We start from the raw sequence: 7,309 nt of genomic DNA on the forward strand, positions 1-7,309 counted from the left end.
GTCACCCCCGGAAAACGATTTCAAATGCTTGTTGTATACTATCGACACCTATCAGCTCAATACCTGCTGGAGGCGTCCAACCCCTCAAATTTCGGGAAGGAATAAAACACCGGGAAAAACCCAGTTTTTGTATTTCCTTAACACGCTGTTCAATTCGAGATACGCCACGAATCTCCCCGGCAAGCCCTACTTCCCCAATAAACACATCATTGGGGCTAACTCCTTGGTCTTTAAAACTGGACGCAATCGCAACTGCAACCCCCAGATCGACTGCCGGTTCATCCAGTCGCACTCCGCCTGCCACATTGACGTATGCATCCTGCGATCCGACAAAGAGGCCTGACCGTTTTTCAAGTACGGCCAGCATCATCGAGACACGGTTATGATCCAATCCTGTCGCCTGCCGCCGGGGATTCCCGAATGTGGTAGGGCTTACCAATGCTTGAATTTCGACAAGAATCGGTCGGGTTCCTTCCAAAGCCGCGACCACCGCCGACCCCGGTACCCCTTTTGACCGTTCGGACAGGAACAGTTCAGAAGGATTTTCCACCTCGCGCAGGCCTGCCTCTTCCATTTCGAAAATGCCAATTTCATTCGTGGAGCCAAACCGGTTTTTGACCGCCCGTAAAATACGGTACGTATGATGTCTTTCCCCTTCAAAATAAAGCACTGCATCGACCATATGTTCCAGCAATCGCGGTCCGGCAATAGCCCCTTCTTTTGTCACATGACCGACAATGAAGGTTGCAATGCCTGACGTTTTGGCAATACGCAATAAGTGACCGGTACATTCCCGCACTTGCCCGACAGAACCTGGCGTACTTCCGACTGCAGGATGATAAACGGTCTGAATCGAATCGATCACCAGGAAATCTGGTTTTACCGCTTCGATTTGCAATTCGATTTGGGTTAGATCTGTCTCCGCCAAAATAAAAAGATTTGGCGAAACCGCCCGCAGTCGTTCTGCTCGCAGACGGATCTGTTGGGCTGACTCCTCTCCGGAAACATACAATACGACATAACCTTGCAGCGCCAACTGATGGGACGTTTGCAGCAATACAGTGGATTTTCCAATTCCCGGATCACCCCCGACCAAAACAAGCGATCCGGATACGATGCCGCCGCCCAACACTCGGTCTGTTTCTACAGACCCGCTTGTCGTGCGAGGTACTTGAGAAATATCAATTTCCGCGATACTTTCCGCTTTGGTGCCGACGCCGGATAAGGTGGCAGGCAAACCGGCCCGAGCAGGCCGTTCAACTTCTTCCACCATCTGGTTCCATACATGACAACTCGGGCATTTCCCCATCCACTTTGGACTTTCATATCCGCATTCCTGACAGATGAATTTTACTTTCGTTTTGGCCATAGGACTCCGAGTGTCTCCCATCATTCGGTGTGTTCATCATAAATATATACCAACCTATCCGGTTTTTCTAGAAAGAGCTTATATGGCACAAAAAGAGAACGGCCCCGACCGGACACGTTCTCTTTTTGTACGGTTTGTTCAAGATTGGATTTATACCTCGGTCGGCAAGCTTTCCATTTTTGAGACGGTCAAATGATCGTCTTCCAGATCGATTTTCACCCGATCCCCTTTTTGAATCGTACCGGTCAATAATGCCTCAGACAATTTATCCTCAATATGGCGCTGAATGGCCCGTTTCAACGGACGTGCCCCATACGTCGGATCATATCCTTCCTTGGCCAGGAACGCTTTTGCCTCATCCGACAGTACAAAGTCGATATTATGCTGTTTCAAACGCTTGCGCAGATCTTCCGCCAAAAGATTGGCAATCTTTTTAATGTCGTCTTCCGACAGCGGATGGAATACAATCGTATCGTCAATCCGGTTGAGAAATTCTGGGCGGAACTGTTTTTTCAGTTCGTCCATGACACGATCCTTCATGTCGATATAATCTGCTTCTTTTGAAGCGGTGAATCCCAGCGCGCCGCCTTTTCGAATCGTCTGCGCTCCGACGTTGGATGTAAGAATGATGATCGTATTTCGGAAATCAACCGTTCTCCCTTTGGCGTCAGTGAGGCGGCCGTCATCCAACAACTGCAGCAAAATGTTAAATACTTCGGGATGCGCTTTTTCGATCTCATCCAAAAGAACTACTGAGTACGGTTTACGGCGAACTGCTTCCGTCAACTGGCCGCCTTCTTCATACCCCACGTATCCGGGAGGCGCACCTACCAGGCGAGACGTGGTGTGGCGTTCCATATATTCGGACATGTCAATTCGGATCATCGCATTTTCGTCTCCAAACATCGCTTCCGCCAATGCCCGTGCCAACTCGGTTTTCCCAACACCAGTGGGTCCCAGGAAGATAAACGAACCGATCGGCCGTTTCGGATCCTTCAATCCGGCACGCGCTCGTCGTACCGCACGGGATATCGCCTTAACCGCTTCATCCTGCCCAATTACACGATTATGCAGGATATTTTCCAGATTCATCAAGCGTTCGCTTTCTTCTTCTGCCAGTTTACGAACTGGAACCCCCGTCCACATAGAAACAATATCCGCAATATCATCTGCGGTCACGACAGTGTCTGATTTGACTTGATTCTGCTGCCACTCCACTTTGCGTGATTCCAATTCTTCCCGCAGTTTTTGCTCTTTGTCGCGGAGTGAAGCCGCTTTTTCGAATTCCTGGCTCTGTACGGCCGATTCCTTTTCAAAGCGGATTTCTTCCAGTTTCTCTTCCAGTTCCTTCAGATTAGGCGGCTGCGTGTGTGTGCGCAGACGAACACGGGAGGCCGCTTCGTCAATCAAATCGATTGCTTTGTCCGGCAAGAAGCGATCAGTTATATAACGGTCAGATAACCGTACAGCTGCTTCTAAAGCTTCATCCGAAATTTTTACACGGTGATGCGCTTCATAACGATCTCGCAAGCCATGCAAAATTTGAATGGCATCCTCCACATTCGGCTGTTCCACCATAATCGGTTGGAAGCGGCGTTCGAGCGCCACATCTTTTTCAATATGTTTACGGTATTCGTCCAGTGTTGTGGCACCGATGCACTGCAGTTCGCCACGCGCCAACGCAGGTTTTAAAATGTTGGATGCATCAATCGCTCCTTCTGCACCACCAGCGCCAATCAGTGTATGCAATTCATCAATAAACAGAATGATATTGCCTGCTTGACGAATTTCATCCATGATTTTTTTCAAACGATCTTCAAACTCGCCGCGATATTTGGTGCCAGCTACTACGGTACCCATATCGAGCACCATTACCCGTTTGTTGCGTAAGGTTTCCGGAATATCGTTGTCGACAATTCGCTGCGCCAATCCTTCTGCTATAGCTGTCTTACCGACACCCGGTTCTCCAATCAGCACCGGGTTGTTTTTGGTCCGGCGAGACAGCACTTGAATTACGCGTTCGATTTCCTTAGCACGGCCAATAACCGGATCCAGTTTTCCATCCCGGGCCATGTTGGTTAAATCACGCGCCAAGGAGTCCAGCGTTGGTGTATTTACCGATTGCGGTGATTCTTGACTATTGTCGCTCATATCCCCCCCAAGCAGTTGAAGGACCTGCTGGCGGGCTTTATTTAGGGAGACCCCAAGATTGGACAGCACCCTGGCCGCCACTCCCTCGCCTTCCCGAATCAGCCCCAGCAAAATATGCTCGGTGCCCACGTAATTGTGGCCCAGTTTGCGGGCTTCATCAATGGAAAGTTCGATAACTTTCTTCGCCCTCGGAGTGTATGCCATGCCACCCGTTTGCCCTTGACCACGGCCAATAATTTTTTCCACTTCTTTTTGAACTTTATCTCCCGAGAGCCCCAGACTTGCAAGAGCTTTTGCTGCAATCCCTTCTCCCTCCCGGACAAGTCCCAGTAAAATATGCTCTGTGCCAACTCCGGAATGCGCCAAGCGGGTTGCCTCTTCCTGTGCCAACGCAAGCACTTTTTGTGCACGTTCTGTAAATCTACCGAACATCATGTAATCCACCCCTTTGTCAAGTCTATGACCAATCTGATTTTTAATTTAGTCTGGCATCAAATGTTTTCGAATAATCTCAGCCCGTTTCCAATCCCTTTCTCCAGGAGCGAGTTCTTTTCCTGTCAGTTTTTGCAAAAAGGCTGGTCGAATCATCACCATCAGTTCCCGCAGTATACCACCTGAGGCGTTTTTGAGAATACCTAGGTCAATCCCCAGCTTTACATCTGAAAGACGCTGCATGGATTCTTTCGACTCGATTTTTCTGGCATATGACAATATGCCGAAGGAGCGCCAGATCCGATCCTCCAATTGTTCCCGATTTTCGCGCAGCAGTAGGCTACGTGCTGCTCTCTCATGCTGTAGTATCTGTTTGACCACCCCCTGAAGATTATCTAAAATTTCCTCTTCTGATTGCCCAAGGGTGATCTGGTTCGATACCTGGAAAATGTTACCTGTTGCATCACTGCCTTCCCCATAAAGGCCGCGCACCACCAACCCCACCTGAGAAATGGCGGATAAAATCCGATTGATTTGATTGGTCAGTACCAAGCCTGGCAGATGCATCATTACGGATGCACGCAAGCCTGTGCCGACATTTGTTGGGCAGGATGTTAGATACCCATACTTCTCATCAAATGCATAGTCAAGTTTCGATTCCAGAATGTCATCAATTTCGCTCGCCAGCTTCCAGTTGTTGTGAATCTGCAACCCTGGAAATATACATTGTATACGCAAGTGGTCTTCTTCGTTGACCATGATTGAAACGGACTCGTCTTGCAGTAAGGCAAACGCGCTTCGTCTTTCGTCTTCCGCTAAATTTGGCGAAATCAAATGCTTTTCGACAAACACCTGGCGTTCCACTTCTGACAGTTCCCGGCTGCGGAACAACTGGAATTTTCCTATTTTCTCCAACTCTGCGCTCCCGATAGCTTTGCGGACAAGTTCGATAATCGCATCCGCATCCCCTTCCGTCAGCAATACAGGGAATGGGTAGCGCGCAAGATTCCGCGCAATCCGTATTCTTGTGGAAATCACTATGTCAGACTCCGGTCCTTCTTCTTTCATCCACTTGGGACTTTTGTGTAAAAATTCACTGACTGACATGTTTACCACCCCTAACTGCCAATCTGTTTCTCAAATTCTTTGATCTTATCCCGAAGCATCGCCGCTTCTTCAAATCTTTCATGGTCAATCGCATTTTGAAGTTGCGTACGCAATCGGCTCAGTTCCCGCTGCAGCTTAATTTTCCCTCCTGCCCGGCTGGGTACCTTACCCACATGAGTGGTTGATCCGTGAATCTTTCTAGCAAGCGGTTCAATACGAGCGCGAAAATGATTGTAGCAGTCCGCACACCCGAATCGACCCACCTGGCTAAATTGAGAATATGTGAGCCCGCACGTGCTGCAGCGTACAGGAGCGGAAACGGTTGCGCCCGTTGAATCAAAGTTCAATAAGCCCGATAGTAAACTGTTTAACGAAAATCCGTTAGATTTGTTCATCCACTCCCCTTTTTCTCTGGCACAAAGCTCACAAAGGTGGATTTCACTTTTATCGCCTTGAATGATTTTTGTAAAATGAACCGTTGCCGGTCTTTGACCACATTCCTGGCAATTCATGAAGCATCCCCTCCTACCCTTTTAAAATAGCCATTAATAAAACGGAAAGAAGTTGTGCTCGGAATCGATCTCTTTCCGACGCAGCCATCTGCAGCAAATCACCATCTACGGCAGCCAGCAGCATTCGAGCTTCGCGTTGGGTAATTAATCGCTCTTCCAAAAGACGTTGAATAACATCCTCTGCTTCACGGAAAGAGATCTGTCTTCCAATTAACCGCAATACGGTTTGGTATACATTCCCACCCTTATCCAAATCCATTTTGCGAATTCGTATGTAACCGCCTCCCCCGCGTTTGGATTCTACAATATAACCTCTTTCCACGGTAAACCTCGTGCTTATCACATAATTGATCTGTGAAGGCACACAACGAAACCGATCCGCCAGGTCATTGCGCTGGATTTCGACGTATCCTGCCTGACCCGATAGAAGAATGTCCTTGATGTACTGTTCAATGATATCGGAGATATTACTCAGAATGTCCACCCCAATCATTGAAGTTTTTTGTTTGACTTTGACTATATTTGACCTTTGATTAGATTATAATCTTATCGTGTAGAAATTGCAACTTGATGCCACATTTTTATTTCACTGAAATTCCAAATAACAGAATCTGCCTCGTTTAATTCGCCTGGCTCGGCAAATCCAAAATCGCAGCCGATCACATACAGACGATTACTTTTACTCGCCTTTACGTCGGATTTCCGATCTCCGACCATGACCGCACTCTCAATTTTTTCCGTTCAGAAGCAGTCCAACTAGATCTTCTTTTCGAGAGGTCTGGAATTCACCAGCCGTATAAATCGCATTAAAAAATGAATAAATCTCTTTTTTACATGCAACTTCTTTCACATAATTTTCCCTGCCGTTTGAAGAGATATACATGCGAACCCCTGTCTAATAACATGTCATCTGCTTTTTTACGATCGGATTCAGCCACATCCGGCAGTAAACGACTCCAGATTTCATCAGTCGTTAAACCAAACCATTTTGTAATTTCTGACTCATCCGGAATTGGATTACGAAACAACCCTTCGATTTGCAGCCGTTGCAGTTTATGTTGAAAGGCGGGAACAGCCACCATTTCCGTTTGAAATAGCGTGCCATCAAGATCAAACACAAACGCTTCTATTTCCATAACTGCTTTATCTTCCTGGGTATTATATTTTACAAGCAATGCGGAGTTACAATGAGACAACAACGTTCTCACCCGGCGATCATTTCTCTGTTTGAACAGAAGTTATCTGCAACATTCTATAAAGCGTCCAGTGAATACTTTCCGATAATAAAGAGATGATAATTTAAATGATGGTCTACTCTTATAGAGCATGAAGCAAAAGGATGGAATTAAACCAGCGAACATTCAAATACAAAAAGAAAGGCACCTTAGCTAAATTACGCTAAAGAGCCTTTCTGATTGCCTAGCAACGACCTACTCTCCCAGGGCTCATGCCCAAGTACCATCGGCGCTGGAGAGCTTAACTTCCGTGTTCGGGATGGGTACGGGTGGGTCCTCTCCGCTATTGTCACTAGACTCGCAGGGATGCAAGTCGCTCGACGTTGTGACAGGATGTCACAGTTCCTGGTCGAACTTCCTCTTTCTTTATTCAGGGTTGCTCCCTGAAAACCGGATGCGAATATGAGTGGCGCATGGGAATCCATGATGGATTAAGCCCTCGATCGATTAGTACTGGTCAGCTCCATGCCTCACGGCACTTCCACACCCAGCCTATCTACCCT

Annotated in this window: 6 protein-coding genes and 2 rRNA genes (1 of these 8 only partly in view); all 8 read right to left on the reverse strand. The window is 47.5% G+C overall.

The window, feature by feature from the left end; all coding sequences use genetic code 11:
* Nucleotide 1: 1 nt before the first annotated feature.
* Nucleotides 2-1,369 (reverse strand): DNA repair protein RadA, encoded by a 1,368-nt coding sequence (radA, locus tag skT53_RS12090; RefSeq protein ID WP_200757276.1) that lies wholly within the window; start codon nt 1,367-1,369, stop codon nt 2-4.
* A gap of 150 nt (nt 1,370-1,519) precedes the next feature.
* Nucleotides 1,520-3,955 (reverse strand): ATP-dependent Clp protease ATP-binding subunit, encoded by a 2,436-nt coding sequence (locus tag skT53_RS12095; protein ID WP_200757278.1) that lies wholly within the window; start codon nt 3,953-3,955, stop codon nt 1,520-1,522.
* A gap of 45 nt (nt 3,956-4,000) precedes the next feature.
* Nucleotides 4,001-5,059 carry a protein arginine kinase gene (locus tag skT53_RS12100; protein ID WP_200757280.1) on the reverse strand — a complete coding sequence of 353 codons (1,059 nt, stop codon included), beginning with the start codon at nt 5,057-5,059 and terminating at the stop codon, nt 4,001-4,003.
* Nucleotides 5,060-5,070: 11 nt separating this feature from the next.
* Nucleotides 5,071-5,571 carry a protein-arginine kinase activator protein McsA gene (locus skT53_RS12105; protein ID WP_200757282.1) on the reverse strand — a complete coding sequence of 167 codons (501 nt, stop codon included), beginning with the start codon at nt 5,569-5,571 and terminating at the stop codon, nt 5,071-5,073.
* Nucleotides 5,572-5,584: 13 nt separating this feature from the next.
* Nucleotides 5,585-6,046 carry a CtsR family transcriptional regulator gene (locus skT53_RS12110; protein WP_200760973.1) on the reverse strand — a complete coding sequence of 154 codons (462 nt, stop codon included), beginning with the start codon at nt 6,044-6,046 and terminating at the stop codon, nt 5,585-5,587.
* 355 nt (nt 6,047-6,401) lie between these two features.
* Complete coding sequence (locus skT53_RS12115) at nt 6,402-6,707, reverse strand: HAD family hydrolase (RefSeq protein WP_200757284.1); 306 nt, start codon at nt 6,705-6,707, stop codon at nt 6,402-6,404.
* A gap of 281 nt (nt 6,708-6,988) precedes the next feature.
* Nucleotides 6,989-7,103 (reverse strand): 5S ribosomal RNA (gene rrf / locus skT53_RS12120).
* A gap of 130 nt (nt 7,104-7,233) precedes the next feature.
* Nucleotides 7,234-7,309: ribosomal RNA gene (locus skT53_RS12125) — 23S ribosomal RNA — on the reverse strand (it continues 2,858 nt past the right edge of the window).

The organism is Effusibacillus dendaii, from assembly GCF_015097055.1.
GTDB classification, from domain to species: domain Bacteria; phylum Bacillota; class Bacilli; order Tumebacillales; family Effusibacillaceae; genus Effusibacillus; species Effusibacillus dendaii.

Excerpts from the sequence above, each read along its gene's own strand:
- skT53_RS12115 (WP_200757284.1), bottom strand. The coding sequence starts at position 6,707 with ATGGAAATAGAAGCGTTTGTGTTTGATCTTGATGGCACGCTATTTCAA.
- skT53_RS12100 (WP_200757280.1), bottom strand. The coding sequence starts at position 5,059 with ATGTCAGTCAGTGAATTTTTACACAAAAGTCCCAAGTGGATGAAAGAA.
- skT53_RS12095 (WP_200757278.1), bottom strand. The coding sequence starts at position 3,955 with ATGATGTTCGGTAGATTTACAGAACGTGCACAAAAAGTGCTTGCGTTG.
- skT53_RS12105 (WP_200757282.1), bottom strand. The coding sequence starts at position 5,571 with ATGAATTGCCAGGAATGTGGTCAAAGACCGGCAACGGTTCATTTTACA.
- radA (WP_200757276.1), bottom strand. The coding sequence starts at position 1,369 with ATGGCCAAAACGAAAGTAAAATTCATCTGTCAGGAATGCGGATATGAA.